The sequence below is a fragment of the Marinococcus tarijensis genome, from assembly GCF_054971385.1.
In genome coordinates, this window is sequence record NZ_JBQOJA010000018.1 from 1 (window position 1) to 18,073 (window position 18,073).

An 18,073-nucleotide genomic window follows, 5' to 3' on the forward strand; every position below is an offset into this window, starting at 1 on the left:
TCTCAGCCTGCGGATTCGCCTGGAAACCGGAAACCATCGACGACAACTCGTCAAGTCCATATTTTGGTGAAGAGCCAGTTTATAGGAAGAAATGGATTTTTATGGATATAATAAAAACCCCCTCCAGCCAATACGGCTGAAAAGGGTGGAGAATGAGGAATTCGATTAAATATCTTTATGCGTGAAAATATCATGGTCATCAGTGCTCGTCGAAGAATACTCCGCGGTCACGGCCCCTTCTTCTCCTGCCTGGAACCAATGCTTTGTATTCGGAGGGATCGTGTATTGATCCCCTGCCGTTAATATAACTTCGCGGGCCGCTGTAAACTGCTCCCTGTCCTGTTCCGGGGGATGCACCTTTGGATTTGAAGTCGCTTCTCCTTCTACATACAAATAAACGGTGCCAAATTTGCAGCGAAATGTTTCCTGCTTTCCCGGGTCTCCTGATTCCACTGGTGGATGGAGATGCTCGGGGCATGTCTGGCGCGGAAAGAGCACCCATTCCTTAGCACAGTACCGGTCCGTATTAATATATACAAACAACTGCAGCCCCAGTTCCTCCAAACGGCCAAGACCAAAATCATTAACCTGGATTTTCCGGATTTCTTCGTCTTTCAATGTAATATCTGCCAACCGGAAGTATTCATTTACCTTTCTTTGCACTTCGATTTCCGTTAAATCATTCAGCTTCATACAGTTCCTCCAGGTTCTTTTAAGATGATGTGTACATTCCGCCGTTCACATGAATGCACTGGCCGGTCATATAGGAGCCTTCGTCCGACGCAAGCAGTACGTAAGGACCCATCAGTTCCGAAGGCTGTCCAGGACGTCCCATCGGAGCTGAGGTTCCGAATTCCGCGACTGAATCTTCGTCGAACGTAGATGGGATCAGAGGCGTCCAGATTGGTCCCGGCGCTACCATATTCACCCGGATACCTTTTCCGACAAGGTTGGCTGCCATACTGCGGGTAAATCCGTTAATCGCTCCTTTGGTGGAGGTGTAATCAATCAGGTTCGGGTTGCCAGTGTACGGATTAATGGAGGTAGTATTTATAATGGAACTTCCTTCTTTTAAATGCGGAATCGCAAATTTGGTCATATGAAAGACGGAATATAAATTCGTTTTAAACGTTTTGTCCCATTGTTCCAACGAAATATCCTGCAGGTCGCTCGTTGGAAATTGGATCGCAGAGTTATTTACAAGAATATCGAGTTTACCAAATTTGTCCACTGTCTTTTCAATCAAAGATTTGCATGTATCTTCCTCTGAAACATCGCCGGGCAGAAGCAAAGCCTGCACGCCTTCGTTTTCAATCAGTTTTTTCGTTTCATCGGCGTCACTCTGCTCTTCCTCCAGATAATTAATGACTACATGGGCGCCTTCCTTTGCATAGGCAATCGCCACTGCGCGTCCGATACCGCTGTCACCACCGGTAATCAACGCTACCCGGTCTGTAAGCTTTCCGCTTCCTTTGTAATCGAGCGGCTGGATCGGCAATGGGTTCATCTCTGATTCAATGCCCGGCTGCTCCGGCTGGCTCTGCTTCGGCTGCCCACCCAGCTGCTGTTTATTAATATCCATCTATATCAGTGCTCCTTTTTATTATTAAGGTAATACATCTTTTAGTTACCTGCTAACAGAGCATAGTAAACATATGTAACCAGATGCACCTGAAAATAACATCAAAAAACTGCCCGGAACTTCCAGGCAGTTTAACAATTATATTTAGTTCCGGAGAATAATATAAATCAGGTAAATAATATACGCAGCCGCAAGAACAGCGCCCTCCCGGCGGCCGATTCTGAAATTGGTTCTCGAAAAAACGAGCAGCACCACTGTCAGAATGATCATGAGCGAAATATCCATAAAAATTTTGCTTTCTACTGCGAGCGGGGAGATCACGGAAGCAGCGCCGAGAACAAAGAAAATGTTAAAAATATTGCTTCCGACAATATTGCCAATCGCTATATCTGTTTCTTTTTTAATCGCCGCTGTAATCGATGTAATCAGCTCCGGCAAAGAAGTCCCAATGGCAACGATCGTCAGACCGACCAATGTTTCACTCATACCAAACGTAAGCGCAATTTCAGTTGCGCTGTCGACCACCAGATCCCCGCCAAAAATGATGGCTGCAAGTCCGCCGACTGTCAGCAGTATATTTTTTGTCCACGGAGCGGACGGGGCACTCTGGTCATTTGTCTGAGCAGCCCGGTTTCTTCTGGCCACTTCAAATATATAATATAAAAACACGGTAAAAAACAGCAGAAAGACAAAGCCATCACTGCGTGTAATGACATTTTCACTAAGCGCCTGAAGGACAGTGTCACTCATTAGAATAAGAAGCGCAACCCCTGCAAGCAGTGTGAAAGGAATTTCTTTTCTCACTGTTTCGTTTTCGACAGCGAGCGGGGCAATTAAAGCAGTAACGCCAATCACCAGCGTAATGTTGAAAATGTTACTTCCGATTACGTTACCAAGGGCGACACCGGCATTACCGTCCAAAGCAGCCAGGACACTCACCGTCGCCTCCGGAGAGCTTGTGCCAAAGGCAACAATCGTCAGCCCGATTAAAAGCGGGGACACCTTTAAATTACCGGCAATCTTCGAGGCACCGTCTACAAAAAAGTCGGCTCCTTTAATCAAAAGCGCAAAACCAATAAGTAAAAACAAATACGACAACCGCTTCACCCTCATCTCGATATACTTGATAAAATTTACTATATTGCCCGCAAAGACTTTTAGCTTCACCAGCCGCTTTTATCTTTCGGGAAAAAGAGTGTCTATTTCTTCATTCAAATTCTCATGCTGAAAAACCTCTTCTTCATCCTCCATCATATCAAGGGCCTCTGTCACATTGCCGGGGAGCCCCCAGTTTAACATGTAGTACTCAAGCAGATCTGCATCCTGGTCGTAATAATACTCTTCAGCTGCAAAACTCAGCTGATCCGAATAGTCCAACAGCTCTGTCAACGTATACTGATAGGCCGCCTGAAATGCTTCATAGCCCTGAGGCTCGTAAACGATCTCTTGTGCTTTGTTTAAAGCTTCGTCGAGGGATAATAATTCCTCATTCACCCGGTGCCAATAATCTGAATTTTTATTTTGATTTAACGCTCTCAGCGCTTCCATAGTTGAAGAAAGCTGGAGGCTGATTTGTTCCATTTCCTTTAAAATTTCCTGTTCGTAGGCTTCATTCACCTCGGATTTATTCAAAGCCACCGATTCTACAGCAGCAGTTTTAACGTTTTCTTTTTCACTTCTTTTTTGACGAAGATCTGCAGCTTCTGAACCAGCCGTTTCCTCCTCAGAGACTGAGGAGGAGCCTTCTTCGGGACGCGCCTTACTGTCCTGCTGAATTAAGTAGTACATACTGGGTCCGCCTATCAGGAGACCCGCTGCCATTACAGCACCGACGATTTTTCTTTTTACTGCGATCAGTAAAATAATTCCAAATGCAACGAATATAAAGCCGACAGCGGCACCCACAATCGGCAGTATCGAAGCCAGTTCCACGGCTTTTCCCCCTGAGTATGATATTTTCACAGCAGTATATTGCTTTCCCATTTTTGCATATTACTTCAATGACAGCGGTTAAGGCTGCTACTTTTCTCTTATTATACCTAATACCGTTAAAATTTCCTATAAATTATAGTTATTTCAGCTTAAGTTGATTCAGACTCACATTACCATTTATTTTTCTGTTTTACTCACCATTTCCTTAAAAAAAGACCCATTGGATGTCGTCCAATGGGCTCTTAGTGTATATTTGTAGTCCTGCTAAACTTTTAACTATTCCACAGTTACGCTTTTTGCCAGGTTGCGCGGTTTGTCTACATCGCAGCCGCGGTGCATAGCTGCATAGTAAGAAATAAGCTGCAGTGGAATGACCGAAACAATAGGTGTCATTACTTCGTGCAGATCCGGAAGTACGATGTTATCGCCTTCCTGGTGGTTTGTTTCGGAGGCGATCACGCATGGATTGGCTCCACGTGCCACCACTTCCTGCAGGTTGCCACGCGTATTTAGGTTCACGTGGTTCTGCGTCGTTACGGCAATGACCGGCGTGCCTTCTTCAATCAAGGCAATGGTGCCGTGCTTCAGCTCGCCGCCGGCAAAGCCTTCAGCCTGAATATATGAAATTTCTTTCAGTTTTAATGCACCTTCAAGCACAACGTGATAGTCGAGCGCGCGGCCGATGAAGAAGCAGTTGCGCGTTTCACTCAAATATTCCTTCGCAATGCCTTCCATAACATCCTTTTGGTCACAAAGAGTCTCCATGGCGTTGGCCGCGAGCCCCAGCTGTTGAATAGCGTTAAAATCAGATTCGATGCCACGGGCACGGGCAATGTCCATAGCAAGAATCGACATTACAGCCATCTGTGCAGTGTATGCTTTCGTCGAAGCAACTGCAATTTCAGGCCCGGCGTACGTATGCAGAGTGAAATCTGCCTCCCGGGAGAGCGTCGATCCAGGAACGTTCGTAATCGTGATCGAAGGGTGCCCCTGTTTTTTCACATTGACAAGCACGCCGCGGCTGTCCGCGGTTTCTCCACTCTGGGAAATAAAGATAAATAACGGCTTTTCAGAAAGAAGCGGCTGATTATACAAAAACTCGCTCGCAATGTGTACTTCCACCGGCTTCTGCCCAATTTTCTCGATCATTTCCTTACCTACAAGCCCAGCGTGATAGCTTGTACCAGCTGCCAGAATATAAATACGGTCGGACTGATTGATCGCCGCACGAATATCTTCTTCAAGCTTAATGTCTCCATCTTCATCCTGGTATTTCTGGATGATGTTGCGAATAACAAATGGCTGTTCATCGATCTCCTTAAGCATAAAGTGCTCATAAGTGCCCTTTTCTGTATCAGACTCATCAATGTCTGTCACAAAAGGCTCGCGGGTCTGAACGGTCCCTTCCAGGTCTTTTACCTGTACAGAGTCACGTGTCACAATAACGACTTCTTCATCCATAATTTCAATAAACTGCTTCGTCGTGTGAAGCATTGCCATCGCATCCGAAGCAATAACGTTTTTTCCTTCTCCCAAACCAACGAGGAGTGGGCTCTTATTTTTTCCGACATAGATAGTTTCTTCATCATCGTTGTCGATTAATGCCAAAGCGTAGGATCCTTTTAGAAGAGCCAGAGTACGCCGGAAGGCAGCTTCTGTTTTTAGCCCTTCCTGGCTGAACTTCTCTACAAGCTGAACGATAATTTCCGTATCAGTCTGGCTGCGAAGAGACACTCTGTCAAGGTAATGCTGCTGAAGCTGCTGATAGTTCTCAATGACACCGTTGTGTACTAGCGTAAAGCGGCCGCTGATGCTTTGATGCGGGTGCGCATTGTCCCGGCTAGGTGCTCCATGTGTCGCCCAGCGCGTGTGGCCGATGCCTATCGTTCCGGAAGCCTGGCCGTTTACTGTTTCTTCAAGAGCGGCAATACGTCCTTTTTCCTTGTATACACTAACTCCGTCGTTGTCCACTACCGCTATACCAGCAGAATCATATCCCCGGTATTCGAGCTTATGAAGTCCCTTTAACAAAATGTCCGACGCCTGCTCGTTTCCAATATATCCTACAATTCCACACATACGTGGATACCCTCCTATAATCGGCGGGGCATAAGCATATGTCGCGGGACATTTACTGATGCCCCACTCGTCTCGTTTAATTTTTTATTGATGTGACCTTCACGGGTGCTCATTCACAATTCTATTTACCAGTTTTATGCCTATGTCCTGGCCTTTAGCCACGAAGTCGCCTTCATGATTTAAGCCAGCACTTTCAGCTGAGACATGCAGCCGGGAGGCATCCGCCGATTACTCGATTAACCTCCACCTCGTCAACTGTTTTGTTATTCGATCCAAAACAGTCCAAGCGCTTTCGATAATGAAACTTTCATCCTGCTCCTTTCTTCACTAGATTTATACATAATAATACGCTAACTGCTTGCTGTAATCAATTGTGAAATTGTGAAATTTTTTCATGCAAATATGTATATTTCCTATTTTTAAGAAACACTTAATATTAGTCGCAATCTGCATAAAAAAGTTACGCCCCCGTATTTGGGTTGCCGGAATTAATTTACTTTAAACGTAAAAAACACCGGGGGCTCGCCCCCGGCGCATTATAATTATTTATCCAGGCCCATTTCTGTCTGAACTACGTCAGCAATTTCTTTTACGTAATTGTTGCACAGCTCTTCTGTTTCAGCCTCCGCCATCACCCGAACGAGCGACTCGGTGCCGGAAGGACGCACTAGAATTCTTCCTTTATCCCCTGTTTCCGCTTCAATCCGGTCTATCACTTCTTTAACCCTTGGATTATTTTCCACCTCGTATTTATCCGTTACGCGGACATTAACCAGCTTTTGTGGAAATCTCGGCATTTCAGCGGCAAGCTCCGATAATTTTTTGCCTGATTTCTTTACCATATCCACGAGCTGCAGCGCGCTCAGCATTCCATCTCCTGTGGTGGTTAAATCAAGGAAAATCAGGTGCCCGGATTGTTCTCCGCCCAGGCTGTATCCGTTTGCCCGCATTTCTTCCATGACATGACGGTCGCCCACTTTTGTCTGCACCGTTTCAACGTCAATCTCCTGCAGGGCTTTATGAAGGCCAATATTGCTCATAATCGTCGTTACTACCGTGTTTTTATTCAGCATCAGCTCCTGCTTCAGGTGCTTGCCGCAGATATACATAATCTGATCCCCATCAACAATATTGCCGGTCTCATCTACAGCAATCAGCCGGTCCGCGTCGCCGTCAAAGGCAAGACCGAGGTCCGCCCCTTTTTCAACGACAAAAGCAGCCAGAGCTTCCGGATGCGTGGAGCCGACACCCTCGTTAATATTGATTCCGTTCGGATTGTTCCCAATGGTAGAAATATCAGCCTCAAGGTCTGCCATTAAATGCGGGGCTAAAGAAGAGGCTGCCCCGTTTGCACAGTCGAGAGCAATATGCAGACTCGAGAAATCCTCACTGACTGTATTTTTCAAAAACTGGAGATACTTCTGACGGCCTTCAAAATAATCATTAACGCTTCCAAGCTGCCCCCCTACCGGGCGTGGCATCTGGTCCTCCCCTTCAAGATGGCGCTCGATTTCCGCTTCCTGGTCGTCGTTAAGCTTGAACCCGTCTGCTCCGAAAAACTTGATGCCGTTATCTGCCACCGGGTTATGCGAAGCGGAAATCATAATCCCCGCCTGAGCACTGACTGCCTTGGTTAAATAAGCTACTCCGGGAGTGGTGATGGTTCCAAGGCGCATCACTTCCACTCCTATGGAAAGAAGCCCGGCAACCATTGCTCCTTCAAGCATTTCCCCGCTGATCCGTGTATCCTTGCCTATTAATACTTTTGGATGTTCATGATCTTTCGTTAACAAATAGCCGCCCGCACGTCCAAGTCGGAAAGCAAACTCCGGTGTAAGCTCTGTATTGGCAACACCCCTGACTCCATCTGTACCAAAATATTTCCCCATGGTTAAATCTCTCCTTTATTCTTACACAATTCCCTGCTGGTGTTTACTGCTGTTCTGCGTCTGTCTCATTATTTTCTTCCGCAGGAACCTCCTCTTCATTTTCTGCAGGAGGTTCTTCTGTATCTCCGGCTCCGTCTTCTTCTGTGTCCCCAGTGTCTGTTTGCGGATCTTCTGTTTCTGTATCCTGTTCGTTTGACCCGCTGCCGTTTTCTGCATCCTCTGTCGAGCCATCCTCGCCGGAGGAATCGCCCTCCCCGTTATTTTGACCGGACTCTTCAGGCTCATCTGTATTTTCATTTTGCTGCTCTTCCGGCGTCTCATTTTCCGGCTCTGTTTCTTCTTCCGTTTCTTCTCCATTTTCTTCCTGCTGAAGGGTTACTTCCACATTCTCCCTTGCTGGAGAAATCTGCACCCCTTGCGGTCCGCCCGCTTCCACAGGAAGAACATAGGATTCTTCACTGGAGGAGCCGCTGCCGCTCCAAAGTGCCTCCAGCGTAATATCTTCGGCGCTTACGCCTTCAAGTGCCCCAGCGTCTCCATATATTTGTACATCCATTTGGCCTGACGAAGGGTTCACCCAGCTCGTTGACGCCCCTGAAGGCAAATTCACAATAGAAATAGGCACATCTTCAAGCGTAGCCTGTTCTTCCCCCTCTATCGTCACAGATGCACTTAAATTTTCAGGATTTGTCCGCTGGATGCCATCCGGAAGCTGCACATCCAGTTCATACGTGCCGCTTTCACTGATTTCATTCAAGTCGAGAGCCGCATTAATGCTTTCTGTATTCTGTACTGCTTCCTCGCTGCCGTAAATAGTTACTGCTTCATCGGAAACCGTGACTTCACTAATTGCTGTACCCGCACTCAAACTGCCCGTTCGTTCGACATTTACCGGCACTTCTTTTGAAGGAGCATCAGCAGACAACTCCACTGATGCTTCCTGCGGTTCTATATTGACGTCCAGTTCATTGCCTTCCGTATCGAGCGCCACTATCGGAAAGTTTCCATTGATGTCCCCATCTGCTTCAGATACATCCACCTGGGCAACCACCCGGTCAATTTGTTCGATAATAGTGCCGGACCCGCTCACCGTCACTTCCTCGGGGCTGACGGTCGGGTTTCCAAAAGAAAACTCTTGATTCTGCTCTTCATTCAAAATTTGTGTTTCAAGCGGAAAGGTCGTTTCCTGCTTTTCCTCAAGCGTCACCGTCGCGTACTCCGGTGACGGAGTCACTTCCAGGTCTGTCGGAAAATCACGGTGGCTTACCTGAACGTTATGTGTTCCGGCGCCCAGATTCTGCATATCTAAATATAATTCATAGCTGTCCGACCGGGACAGACGAAACAGCATAATAGCCGTCTGTGAACCGGCGAGCGTAACATCTGCGTTCTCAGTCATATTTGTAACAGCATATTCTTCTTCATTGTATTCCGGGGTAATGTTCACATCTTCGATTGTATATGTTTGATCTTCTCCGTCCGGCACGACCCCGGCATTATTTACCGTAGGATCCATATTCACAATTAAGTAAAGCATCACAGCAAAAGCAAGAGAGATAAAGCGGACAAACCACTTGTTTGCAAAAAGCTTATCCATCCTTTTTCCCTCCCCACTGCCAGATACTGGATGAATTGTTTTCTGCCATCAAATCCTTTTCAAGCATTTTACGGAGGGTTTCCTCATCAACATCACGGTGAAGATCCCCGTTTTTGGTAATCGAAATGCTGCCGGTTTCCTCTGACACAGCCAGGGTGAGCGCGTCCGTTACTTCACTCACTCCGAGAGCGGCGCGGTGCCTTGTGCCCAGCTCCTTTGAAATAAAAGGATTTTCTGATAGGGGAAGATAGCAGGCAGCGGCAGCTATTTTATTTTCTCTCATCACTACCGCCCCGTCATGAAGCGGAGTATTCGGGATAAAAGTATTAATCAGCAGTTCTGATGTAATGTTTGCATCCATGGAAATGCCGGTTTCAATATAATCATTCATTCCTGTTTCACGTTCGATGGAAATCAGTGCCCCGATGCGCCTTTTCGCCATATACTTTGTTGATTTCATAATGGCATCAATCGTTTTTAACGTTTCGTCTTCTTCTACATAAGAAGCTCTTCCAAAGAGCCTTCCTCTGCCGAGCTGTTCAAGGGCACGCCGGAGTTCCGGCTGAAATATGATAATAATTGCAAGCAGTCCGTATGTAACCGAGTTCCCCATAATCCATTGAAGCGTCCGCAGACCAAAAAAACTGCTTATAAACCAAACAGCTAAAATAACAGCAATGCCTTTTACCAGCTGGACGGCCCGAGTGCCCCGGATAATCGTGATCGCTTTGTAAATGACATACGCCACCAGCGATATGTCTACGACAATTCGTATGATGTTAAGTAAATCGAAATCTTGTCCAGCAAACATGGCACTTCCTCCAATTGATTCTATCGCGTAAGCAAAGTAACGGTTATATTATATCACAATCACTTCTATTCTCTGCGTGCTTTATTCGGATTTTCGGCAAATTTATTATACAGTTTGGCACCGGAATAATATGCAAACAGCAGCACGCTCTGCTGAAAGCCTGCTGCTGTTTATAGATGCCTGTATTATGCCGCTTCTTCATCATCCATATGCCAGGCTTCCTGACTTATTCGCTTCGTATGGTACCAGATCCACTCAAGCACCTGATCCACTTCCTCAATATTGCCGGAAACGCTGCCCGCCGAAGCCATGTAAGGTTCCCCGTTGATCACCGTAAGATCCCCATTTACATTTCCATGCACATCAACTTCCCCGTTTCGAACGGTTAAATCCCCCTGCACTGTTTCATCCTCCGGTATGATGACTGCGTTGTTGTCGTAATCAATATTTACGTTCTCCCGGTCGCCAGTAACCGTCATTTCAGCTCCCGCCTGATCATTCCAGGCAAACAGCACACTTGAAGCCATCAGCACAATAAACATGGAAACTGCGACCAGCACAGGATGCTGCCTGGACCATGATTTCCAGGCTGTCCGTTTTCTTTTCTTAGGCAGCTCTTTCATGATACTGTCAGTAAAAGTCTCCGGAGCCCAAACGTGCGAAGCTCCCTGCACTATTGTCACTGTCCGCTTCAACTCCTGGAGACGCTGCGCGCACTCCGGATTTTCCTTGATGTACGTATGGAACTTTTCTTTTTCACGTTCATCCATATCGCCGTCAATGTAGCGCTGGATATACTCTTCCTCCCGCTCGTTTAAAGCCATGGTCCCACCCCCTCATTCACGTGTTTCCCAAATGTTTTCTTAAAGCTTCGCGCCCCCTGTGCACATGCGTTTTCACCGTATTTTCGGGAAGATCCAGTATGTCACTGATTTCCTGAATGGAAAGATCTTCAATGTAGCGAAGGACGATAGCTGTCCGGTATTTCGGCGGCAGCTTCAATATTCCTTCCTGCACCCACTCCTGCATTTCCATGGTCACGACCTGTTCATCCGGCAGCTTGTCCGGCGAAGAAAGCTGCGAATATCCATCGAGTCCTTCCGCCCCAGGTATTTCTGCGTCCAGGGAATAGTCCGGCTTTTTCTTACGGAGACGATCGATGCAAAGGTTTGTCGTAATACGGAAAAGCCAGGTGGAGAATTTTCTTTTTTCATCATAGCTCTCAATATTGGCATATGCTCTCAAAAAAGCTTCCTGGGCCATATCCTGAGCTTCATAGGCATTGCCCACCATACGGTAGGCGATTTGATATACCTTGTCTTTGTACAAATCAACCAATTCCCGGAAAGCGTCCTGATCCCCGTCTTTTTTCACTTCTTTCACTAGCCGTTTCACTGTTGCATCCATTTGGCGACCTCCACCTCGTGGGACTATACATACGTTCAATAAGTCTATCCGTTTCATTTATTCAACAGCCTTCGGCTGCTTACCCATCTTTACTATGGTAATTTTTTCAATTCATCCAATTGTAACACGGTTTTCATCCCCTATCCTTATCCATATTACTATTTATGCACCCTCTAGAACCATAGTCACATTTTGGAAAATATGGCATAAATACCTTTGAAAATGAGTTAAAATGGGTAATAATGTAAACATGAACCAAATAGGAGGTGAAGAACGTTTGTCTCAACAATATTTACGGCAGGAAATAGAACAAACAAGAGACAGACTCCATCAACTGACTTCCACTCATACGGCTTCTCTGATTTCGGATGATGTCCTGGCTTTAAGTAAGGAACTCGATGTTCTTTTAAATAAATATGAGCTTATGTCCCGTAAAACTCTTATGCACTCTTCGTAGATGCATAAGAGTTTTTCTATGCCCGCGTATTCTACCATGATTCTTTCAGACATTCATCCCCGGAGGGTTAAAAGCCTTAAAATTGACATAAAAAAATCAGCCCTTCAGGCTGAATGCGTTCATGTTGTTTGGTGGAGCCTAGCGGGATCGAACCGCTGACCTCCTGCGTGCAAGGCAGGCGCTCTCCCAGCTGAGCTAAGGCCCCCTGAGCATATTTGATTTAACAAAAATGGAGCGGGTGATGGGAATCGAACCCACGACATCAGCTTGGAAGGCTGAGGTTTTACCACTAAACTACACCCGCACAATCTATATACAAATGAATACTGTTCATACTATCACTGCTTATCCTGCCCGTCAAATAATGGAGCGGAAGACGGGATTCGAACCCGCGACCCCCACCTTGGCAAGGTGGTGTTCTACCACTGAACTACTTCCGCAGTTCAAAGCATGGATAATTACAATGGTGAGCCATGGAGGATTCGAACCTCCGACCCTCTGATTAAAAGTCAGATGCTCTACCAACTGAGCTAATGGCTCGTATTAATGGTGGAGGGGGACGGATTCGAACCGCCGAACCCGAAGGAGCGGATTTACAGTCCGCCGCGTTTGGCCAACTTCGCTACCCCTCCACATATGGTGCCGGCCAGAGGACTTGAACCCCCAACCTACTGATTACAAGTCAGTTGCTCTACCAATTGAGCTAGACCGGCGTGTGGAAAACTCCCTGCATACCTTTCGGCAAAAACAGCTTTATGTATGGTGACCCGTACGGGATTCGAACCCGTGTTACCGCCGTGAAAGGGCGGTGTCTTAACCACTTGACCAACGGGCCGTAAGCTGAATTAAAGTTTTCTTTCATTGCTACAATAAAGTATTCTAAAGCATTTTTTTCTCTCTTGCAACCGAATTACTATATTCAAAAAAGTTTGATATTTTTCTATTTTGTTTTGTCAGCATATAAAAAGCCGACCTGTGTTACCAGGCCGGCTGAACAATTATTGGCGATTGGATGCAGAGCCTGTTTTTGTGCCGCCTTTACTTCCCTGGCCGCTTTGAAGAGAAAACAGGTTGGAGTCAATCGAAAACGTCAGTCTTTCTCTTTCGCGTTTCCGCTTTAATGCCAGTTGAATCAACTGGTGAATCAATTCGCTGTAGCTTTTCCCAGCCGGATCCCATAGATAAAAGGAAAGCGAGCCCGGGATCGTATTGATTTCATTCACAAATACTGTTTCGGTGCTGTCCTCAATCAGGAAATCAATTCGGGAGACACCACTGCAGCCGAGAATTTGGAACGTATCCTTGGCCAGCTCACGTACTTCGCCTGCTTTTTCCTCTGTGATGGGCGCCGGGATTTCCCGGTCTGTCGCTTCCATCCCCTTGGAAGAACTACCGTTTTTGCCGCCCTGATATTTGTCCTTATAGCTCAATATTTCATCTGTTTTGAGCACCTTTTCGATTACCGAAGCCTCTACGTCTTCGTAGTCGCCAACCACAGAGCAGTTCACCTCTGTCATACCTTCAAGCATTTTTTCCACGAGAATTTTCCCTGCGAATTCAGTGGCTTCTTCCACCGCCTGCTCCAGCTCTTCCCTGTTTTTTGCTGTGCCGATACCGACGCTTGAACCAAGGTTAGCCGGCTTTACAATTACCGGATAAGGAACACTTTCTTCAATCATGGCAATGACACTTTCGGTATCCTCTGCCCAGTGGTTGCTGTAGAACCAGACATCATTTAATACCGGCAGACGGGAGTCTCTCAAAATCTGTTTCATCATCACTTTATCCATGCCTACGGCCGAGGAAGCTACGTCGCAGCCGACGTAAGGCAGGCCGTAAAGCTCAAACAGACCCTGAAGCGCTCCGTCTTCTCCGAATGTTCCGTGAACAATTGGGAAAGCAACATCAATGGCTGCCACTTCTTTTTTACCAAATTTAGGTGCGGGCTTTTTCTGAAGGACAACATTGTCTTCTTCTCCGTACGTAATCAGCACCTGCTGAGCCTCGTTCAATAATTTCGACATGTCTTTGTAGGCTTCAATGTCCCTTAAAATATCGCCGGTATACCATTTGCGTTCTTTACTGATATAAATCGGAACAATTTCGTACCGGTCTTCATCCATGGATTCCATAGCCTGTACAGCTGAAATGACAGAAACCTCGTGTTCGACAGAAATGCCGCCGAAAAATACTCCTATTCTAGTTTTCATATTATTCCACTCCCTATGTCTTTACTCGTTGAATGAATCCGGAAGGTCATTTTCAAGCAGTACCACGGATGGCCGGGTGGCAATTTCGTTCATTTTTGCCAAAGCGTCCTGAAGGTCTGAGGCAACGTACAGCTGCTCTTCCGGATAATTTTTTTCCTTTAATCCGTCCTGAAGCGGCACAGTCTGTTTCTTCCCGACCAGAATAATGAAATCACACGCATCTGCCATGTAAGTACCGAGCGCTTTATTTAATTCATACTCTTTTTCCCCAAGCTCAACCATACCTGGTGTTATGGCAATTTTGTATTCCGGCATATGACTCAATACTTCCATAGCCATCCTGGAGCCAACCGGATTGGAATTAAAGCTGTCATCAACAATCGTAATGTTTCCGTTCGTTTTTTTCAGCTCCAGACGGTGCTCCACCGGCTGTGCTTTCCGCAGTGCTCTCGCTATTTTTTCAAACGAGATACCCTTTTCAGAGCCGATAGCCACGGCAGCTAAAATATTATAAATATTATGGCGTCCGAGCAGTTTGGTCTGAATCTCTGCGGTGGTGCCGTCATATTTCACCACGGTAAATGACGTCCCTTTGGAAGAGTATCCAATATTTTTAGCCCGGTAGTGCAGGTCTTCGGCATCGATGCCGTAGTAAATCGTCCGGCACTGGTTCTGCTGCTCGTAGCTCATAATGTTTTCATCGTCTTTATTCACAAAAGCAGTACCCTCCTGCGGCAGCGTTTCGACAATTTCAAATTTGGTTTTTTTAATATTATCGAGTGTTTTAAATGTTTCGAGGTGCTGTTCGCCTACCGCAGTTAAAACACCGTACCGCTGGTGCACAATGTCACAGATTTCTTCAATGTCTCCCGGCCTTTTCGCGCCCATCTCAGCAATAAAGATTTCATGGTAGGGCTTGAGCATTGTACGAATCGTTTTCGTCACACCCATCGGCGTATTGTAGCTTTCCGGTGTCATAAGCGTATTAAATTCAGAGGAAAGGACGGTTTCAAGCATATGCTTTGTGCTTGTCTTTCCGTAACTGCCCGTGATGCCTATAACTTCAAGATCCGGCATCGATTTGATAATTCGCTCTGCATCATTGACGTAATGCTGGCTGATTTTTCGTTCCATTGGATAGTTAATATAGTTCGCACCCATTGTAATAAAATACGTAAGAATCGTCGCAATGACTGTTAAAAATACGAGCCATCCATACGTATAAAATAAAGCCGTGTTACCGAGCAGAAGCCCTGCTGCAGTAAACAGTGCGAAGAGAACACCGATCGTGATAAACAACCGCTTCACCCGCGCCGTGACTACCAGCGCCTTCTTCTCCTTCAGCTGCGGCATAGTCAGGGCCATAAACAAAAAGTAAAGAAAACCAATAATCAAACCTAGTGCTTCTGCCCCGAAAAGAAACGGCACAACAGCTGCAAGGCCGATCGTATTACGGACCGGGAATGCCCTCGAAGCATGACCTTTAATCCATCCCCAGAAGCGCTCATTCTTGTAAGAATTCTGCTGGAGCATATGGGTGCTTCGTTTCGTAAAGCGCACAGTGTAAAATGCCCAAGCCGCCATGTATAAAATCGCTAATATAGTGTTAATCATGCTGTGCGGCCTCCTGATCTTCGTTTCTTAAAAAGTGATCGATAATAATTAAAAACTCATTTAAATTGTCAATGTACGAATAATGGCCGGCCCCGCGCAGTACGACGAGGCCCGCATTTGGCATCTTCTCTTCCATAATCCGGGCATCCGATACAGGAGTGGCCTCGTCATTTTCTCCCCATACGAGCAGCACCGGAGGCGTAACATGCTCAAAATGGTGCTGCAGGTCTTCATTGACTACCTTCACCATCGTCTGCTGCATCACCCCGGAAACATTTTGATAATCCGCCGATCCCACCCGGCCTTTAACTTTATCAAGAATTTCCTGCTCCCGGCTTTTTAATCCAGGCAGCTTCAGCAGCTTTTTAAAGGTTTTGTACGTATATACCTTCACGTAATATTTCAGCTTTCGTTTTGGCTTTACGCCCGCGCTGTCCACAAGAATAATTTTTTTCACCGGGTTGTCTGCTGCGTACTTGATCGAAACCCGGCCCCCAAAGGAGTGGCCGATAAGAATCGGGTTGTCTATACCGGTTTTCTGCAGCCATTTTTTCAGCATTTCGGTGTAATCGCCGACCGTCCAGGCTTCAGGCGGCTCCCCGCTCTGACCAAAACCCGGAAAATCAATCGACCAGACCCGGAAGTTTTTTTCCAGCGATTGATGCACAGGGGCAAATGCCTGAATGTTTGCGCCCCATCCATGTAATAAGACGACATCCTCCCCTTCGCCGGACACATGGTAGTTCACGTTAACCCCATCTATATCTATATACACAGTGAGACTCTCCTATTCTAATTTTTCTATAGTCTGCATGAGGCAGACCTGCCATTTATAGCCGTACTCTATGTAATAAGTCTTTATAATACAGTAAAAAGTCAGCTGAGATGCACTTCCCAGTAATTTTTCGTATACACAAATCCACCACTTTATATTATCACATAATCTTAAAGACGAGAATGACGACTTTATGATTCCTCGAAGCGTATGGACACCCTCATTCATTATATTTGTTTCCAGGTTTTGTTTCAGTTAGTATATGATAGTTCCGCACAAAACCAAATTCCCTGAAACTAACAATAGAAAGCGTGAAATTTTATGACGAATGAGTCTTTACACGTCGGCCCAGCTCAGAAAAAGAAGCTTATTTTTCTGGTGGCTCTGATTTTAACCATTGCGGTTATGAACGGCACTATGTTTAACGTGGCCATCCCGGATATCCAGTCGTACTTCGGCATCTCTTCCTCCCAGGTCAGCTGGGTACTTACCTCGTACATTATGGTCTACGCTATCGGAGCCCTGATGTATGGAAAATTGGCAGACTTTTATTCCATTAAAGCTCTGCTTACCTTTGGCATTATCCTTTTTGCTGCTGGTGCAACGCTCGGCCTTTTTTCTCAGAGCTTTGCCATGCTTCTCGTCGCCCGGGTGCTTCAGGCGGCAGGCGGAGCAACCATTCCCGCACTCGGGTTTGTGATACCAGCCCGCTTTTTCCCGGAGGATAAAGGCCGCGTCTTTGGCCTGATTTCTTCCACAGTAGCCTTTGCTTCCGGCGTCGGGCCCATTGTTGGCGGACTTCTCGGAGGATGGCTCAGCTGGCGTTATCTGTTTTTATTTTCTATACTATCGCTTTTAGCACTGCCCTTTCTTAGAAAATGGCTGCCGGATGAAGAAAAACGTTCCGGGTTTATTGATTATTTAGGCGCCGCTCTTTTCGGGGTGGCAATAGCCGGAATTTTACTGTTTGTTACTACTCTTCAATGGATCTTTCTTCTTCTGTTTATCGTTTTTATGGCTGTTTTCGCTGTCCGGACGGCAAAAGCAGACGATCCATTTATCCGTCCATCCCTTTTGAGAAACAAATACTACACGGTTACTATTTTGACGAGCTTTCTCGGCGTCTGCAGCATGTTCGGCCTTTTGTTTATCATTCCGCTGATGACCAGAGAGCTGTATGAACTTTCCACTACGCAGATCGGCCTTGTTATCTTTCCGGGAGCAATCCTTGCCGGCTTTCTCGGACGCACCGGGGGCGACCTTGCGGACCGCCACGGCCCAAAGGTAGTCGTTATCGCCGCCCTGGTTTTTATTGCTTTTGGAACAATGCTGCTTTCCGGATTTGCCGGCGTTTCTGCAGTCGCTGTTTCTGTTGTCCTGATTATTGCTTATATAGGATTCCCACTCATTCAGAGCTCGACCGCCAACATTGTGTCTTCTGTTCTTGAAGACAATGAAACAGGGGTTGGCATCGGTATGTTCAACCTGATGAACTTCATGGCCGGAGCTTTCAGCAGTGCCATCTTTGGAGCTGTGCTCGGAATTCAGGGCGTGACCACTTCGTTGAACCCGTTTGCTTCCGGAGGCAGCAGCGCCATTTATTCCAACGTTTATCTGGCCCTGACCCTGATTTCCCTGTTCGCCCTTGCCATGTTTACGTACACCTTCCGCGCCTTCCGGGTCGAACCCCGGTCGGAGAAGAACCCCGAATAAAGAGTCC

Annotated in this window: 15 protein-coding genes and 7 tRNA genes; 2 read left to right on the forward strand and 20 right to left on the reverse strand. The window is 46.5% G+C overall.

From position 1 onward, the window contains the following. Window positions 1-165: 165 nt before the first annotated feature. The 10 genes from ACTTK7_RS10960 to sigW all read right to left on the reverse strand — a co-directional run bounded on the left by ACTTK7_RS10960 (window position 166) and on the right by sigW (window position 11,297). Complete coding sequence (locus tag ACTTK7_RS10960; RefSeq protein ID WP_462868162.1) at window positions 166-693, reverse strand: D-lyxose/D-mannose family sugar isomerase; 528 nt, start codon at window positions 691-693, stop codon at window positions 166-168. Window positions 694-712: 19 nt separating this feature from the next. Continuing rightward, window positions 713-1,582 carry an SDR family oxidoreductase gene (locus tag ACTTK7_RS10965; RefSeq protein WP_462868163.1) on the reverse strand — a complete coding sequence of 290 codons (870 nt, stop codon included), beginning with the start codon at window positions 1,580-1,582 and terminating at the stop codon, window positions 713-715. Window positions 1,583-1,726: 144 nt separating this feature from the next. Beyond that, the gene (locus ACTTK7_RS10970; protein WP_462868164.1) at window positions 1,727-2,680 is read right to left on the reverse strand and encodes a calcium/sodium antiporter; all 954 of its coding nucleotides are present in this window, start codon (window positions 2,678-2,680) and stop codon (window positions 1,727-1,729) included. A gap of 78 nt (window positions 2,681-2,758) precedes the next feature. Then, the gene (locus tag ACTTK7_RS10975; RefSeq protein WP_462868165.1) at window positions 2,759-3,514 is read right to left on the reverse strand and encodes a hypothetical protein; all 756 of its coding nucleotides are present in this window, start codon (window positions 3,512-3,514) and stop codon (window positions 2,759-2,761) included. A gap of 276 nt (window positions 3,515-3,790) precedes the next feature. Continuing rightward, complete coding sequence (gene glmS, locus ACTTK7_RS10980) at window positions 3,791-5,593, reverse strand: glutamine--fructose-6-phosphate transaminase (isomerizing) (protein WP_462868166.1); 1,803 nt, start codon at window positions 5,591-5,593, stop codon at window positions 3,791-3,793. 542 nt (window positions 5,594-6,135) lie between these two features. Further along, window positions 6,136-7,482, reverse strand: a complete 1,347-nt coding sequence (gene glmM, locus ACTTK7_RS10985) for a phosphoglucosamine mutase (protein WP_462868167.1) — start codon at window positions 7,480-7,482, stop codon at window positions 6,136-6,138. A 43-nt stretch (window positions 7,483-7,525) separates the two neighbouring features. Then, on the reverse strand, window positions 7,526-9,079 hold the full coding sequence (locus tag ACTTK7_RS10990) for a CdaR family protein (RefSeq protein WP_462868168.1): 1,554 nt from the start codon (window positions 9,077-9,079) through the stop codon (window positions 7,526-7,528). Then, the gene (gene cdaA, locus ACTTK7_RS10995) at window positions 9,072-9,890 is read right to left on the reverse strand and encodes a diadenylate cyclase CdaA (protein ID WP_022794289.1); all 819 of its coding nucleotides are present in this window, start codon (window positions 9,888-9,890) and stop codon (window positions 9,072-9,074) included. The genes ACTTK7_RS10990 and cdaA overlap by 8 nt, the downstream gene beginning before the upstream one ends. Window positions 9,891-10,075: 185 nt before the next feature. Beyond that, window positions 10,076-10,714 carry an anti-sigma factor gene (locus ACTTK7_RS11000; RefSeq protein ID WP_462868169.1) on the reverse strand — a complete coding sequence of 213 codons (639 nt, stop codon included), beginning with the start codon at window positions 10,712-10,714 and terminating at the stop codon, window positions 10,076-10,078. A 16-nt stretch (window positions 10,715-10,730) separates the two neighbouring features. Then, entirely contained in the window at window positions 10,731-11,297 is a 567-nt protein-coding gene (sigW, locus tag ACTTK7_RS11005) for an RNA polymerase sigma factor SigW (RefSeq protein WP_462868170.1), read from the reverse strand. Between the two features lie 250 nt (window positions 11,298-11,547). Between sigW and ACTTK7_RS11010 the strand changes: the two genes are divergently transcribed. Then, window positions 11,548-11,754, forward strand: a complete 207-nt coding sequence (locus ACTTK7_RS11010) for an aspartyl-phosphate phosphatase Spo0E family protein (protein WP_462868217.1) — start codon at window positions 11,548-11,550, stop codon at window positions 11,752-11,754. 129 nt (window positions 11,755-11,883) lie between these two features. On the opposite strand, the gene ACTTK7_RS11015 is transcribed toward ACTTK7_RS11010, so the two are convergent. The 10 genes from ACTTK7_RS11015 to ACTTK7_RS11060 form a co-directional block, all read right to left on the reverse strand. Then, window positions 11,884-11,959: transfer RNA gene (locus ACTTK7_RS11015), tRNA-Ala, on the reverse strand. A 25-nt stretch (window positions 11,960-11,984) separates the two neighbouring features. Continuing rightward, a tRNA-Gly gene (locus ACTTK7_RS11020) sits at window positions 11,985-12,058 on the reverse strand. A 61-nt stretch (window positions 12,059-12,119) separates the two neighbouring features. Then, window positions 12,120-12,194: transfer RNA gene (locus tag ACTTK7_RS11025), tRNA-Gly, on the reverse strand. 24 nt (window positions 12,195-12,218) lie between these two features. Next, a tRNA-Lys gene (locus tag ACTTK7_RS11030) sits at window positions 12,219-12,294 on the reverse strand. A 7-nt stretch (window positions 12,295-12,301) separates the two neighbouring features. Then, a tRNA-Tyr gene (locus ACTTK7_RS11035) sits at window positions 12,302-12,386 on the reverse strand. Between the two features lie 5 nt (window positions 12,387-12,391). After that, window positions 12,392-12,467: transfer RNA gene (locus tag ACTTK7_RS11040), tRNA-Thr, on the reverse strand. A 47-nt stretch (window positions 12,468-12,514) separates the two neighbouring features. Then, window positions 12,515-12,589, reverse strand: a tRNA-Glu gene (locus tag ACTTK7_RS11045). 163 nt (window positions 12,590-12,752) lie between these two features. Further along, the gene (locus tag ACTTK7_RS11050; protein ID WP_462868171.1) at window positions 12,753-13,964 is read right to left on the reverse strand and encodes a D-alanine--D-alanine ligase family protein; all 1,212 of its coding nucleotides are present in this window, start codon (window positions 13,962-13,964) and stop codon (window positions 12,753-12,755) included. A 21-nt stretch (window positions 13,965-13,985) separates the two neighbouring features. After that, window positions 13,986-15,578 (reverse strand): Mur ligase family protein, encoded by a 1,593-nt coding sequence (locus ACTTK7_RS11055; protein ID WP_462868172.1) that lies wholly within the window; start codon window positions 15,576-15,578, stop codon window positions 13,986-13,988. Further along, window positions 15,571-16,353 carry an alpha/beta fold hydrolase gene (locus tag ACTTK7_RS11060; protein WP_462868173.1) on the reverse strand — a complete coding sequence of 261 codons (783 nt, stop codon included), beginning with the start codon at window positions 16,351-16,353 and terminating at the stop codon, window positions 15,571-15,573. The genes ACTTK7_RS11055 and ACTTK7_RS11060 overlap by 8 nt, the downstream gene beginning before the upstream one ends. Before the next feature lie 321 nt (window positions 16,354-16,674). On the opposite strand from ACTTK7_RS11060, the gene ACTTK7_RS11065 reads away from it, so the two are divergent. Further along, the gene (locus ACTTK7_RS11065) at window positions 16,675-18,066 is read left to right on the forward strand and encodes an MFS transporter (protein WP_462868174.1); all 1,392 of its coding nucleotides are present in this window, start codon (window positions 16,675-16,677) and stop codon (window positions 18,064-18,066) included. Window positions 18,067-18,073: the final 7 nt, after the last annotated feature.

Excerpts from the sequence above, each read along its gene's own strand:
- ACTTK7_RS11010 (WP_462868217.1), top strand. The coding sequence starts at position 11,548 with ATGAACCAAATAGGAGGTGAAGAACGTTTGTCTCAACAATATTTACGG.
- ACTTK7_RS10960 (WP_462868162.1), bottom strand. The coding sequence starts at position 693 with ATGAAGCTGAATGATTTAACGGAAATCGAAGTGCAAAGAAAGGTAAAT.
- glmM (WP_462868167.1), bottom strand. The coding sequence starts at position 7,482 with ATGGGGAAATATTTTGGTACAGATGGAGTCAGGGGTGTTGCCAATACA.
- ACTTK7_RS11050 (WP_462868171.1), bottom strand. The coding sequence starts at position 13,964 with ATGAAAACTAGAATAGGAGTATTTTTCGGCGGCATTTCTGTCGAACAC.
- ACTTK7_RS10965 (WP_462868163.1), bottom strand. The coding sequence starts at position 1,582 with ATGGATATTAATAAACAGCAGCTGGGTGGGCAGCCGAAGCAGAGCCAG.
- glmS (WP_462868166.1), bottom strand. The coding sequence starts at position 5,593 with ATGTGTGGAATTGTAGGATATATTGGAAACGAGCAGGCGTCGGACATT.
- ACTTK7_RS10990 (WP_462868168.1), bottom strand. The coding sequence starts at position 9,079 with ATGGATAAGCTTTTTGCAAACAAGTGGTTTGTCCGCTTTATCTCTCTT.
- sigW (WP_462868170.1), bottom strand. The coding sequence starts at position 11,297 with ATGGATGCAACAGTGAAACGGCTAGTGAAAGAAGTGAAAAAAGACGGG.
- ACTTK7_RS11065 (WP_462868174.1), top strand. The coding sequence starts at position 16,675 with ATGACGAATGAGTCTTTACACGTCGGCCCAGCTCAGAAAAAGAAGCTT.
- cdaA (WP_022794289.1), bottom strand. The coding sequence starts at position 9,890 with ATGTTTGCTGGACAAGATTTCGATTTACTTAACATCATACGAATTGTC.
- ACTTK7_RS11000 (WP_462868169.1), bottom strand. The coding sequence starts at position 10,714 with ATGGCTTTAAACGAGCGGGAGGAAGAGTATATCCAGCGCTACATTGAC.
- ACTTK7_RS11055 (WP_462868172.1), bottom strand. The coding sequence starts at position 15,578 with ATGATTAACACTATATTAGCGATTTTATACATGGCGGCTTGGGCATTT.